At 46.4% G+C, this 647-nt stretch carries 1 protein-coding gene; it reads right to left on the bottom strand.

Annotated elements, in window-relative coordinates:
- On the bottom strand, positions 1-647 hold a 647-nt coding region (locus R7190_RS28220; protein WP_318137972.1), incomplete at both ends, for an FtsX-like permease family protein.

Raw genomic sequence — 647 nt, 5'->3', positions numbered from 1 at the left:
GATCAACTCGTTCGCCAACATGAGTCCAAAGAAGTTACCGCAAGCCCAAGCGACCAAAACGAGGATCGAGAGCTCAAGTAATAGCGCTTGCGCCAATTGGGTTCCATTCACACCGGTTTGACGCAAAATGCCGACCAATCGCTGACGCTGAATAAAAGACAATGACATCGCTTGATAGAAGATGAACAGTCCAACCAAAAATGACAACATCCCCATCGCGGTTAGGTTCATGTGGAATGCTTTGGTCAAAGATTCAAGCTCAGTACGAGTGTTTCGTACCAAAGTCATGCCATTTGGCAGTATGTTTTTTAATGCGATCAGTTTTTCTTCTGGCATCTCGCCACATGAAATCGCTGAAAGGCCCGAGCTTCGCTTCAACATTCTTAATAAAGAAATATCGGTAACTAAACGTGTACCTGATAAGAGCTTGTTTTGATCCACTTGAACAGGGCCAAGACGGCTGCCGTCATTCAACTCAATAAAGTCGCCGTCTTGCCAGTTCATGTAAGACGCCAAATCTTGACTGATCAAGATCGGATACGGCGGCTTCATCAAGGAGAGAACGGGCATCTCATTAAGTGACTTGCCGTGCTGAAGAGGGATCATTGCGACAGGATCGATGCCAACGAGCATCAAGTTCATGTCCG

It is taken from the genome of Vibrio sp. 1078-1 (assembly GCF_033340475.1).
Note: the sequence above shows the minus strand (reverse complement) of the source record. Positions and strands in the feature narration are given on the sequence as shown.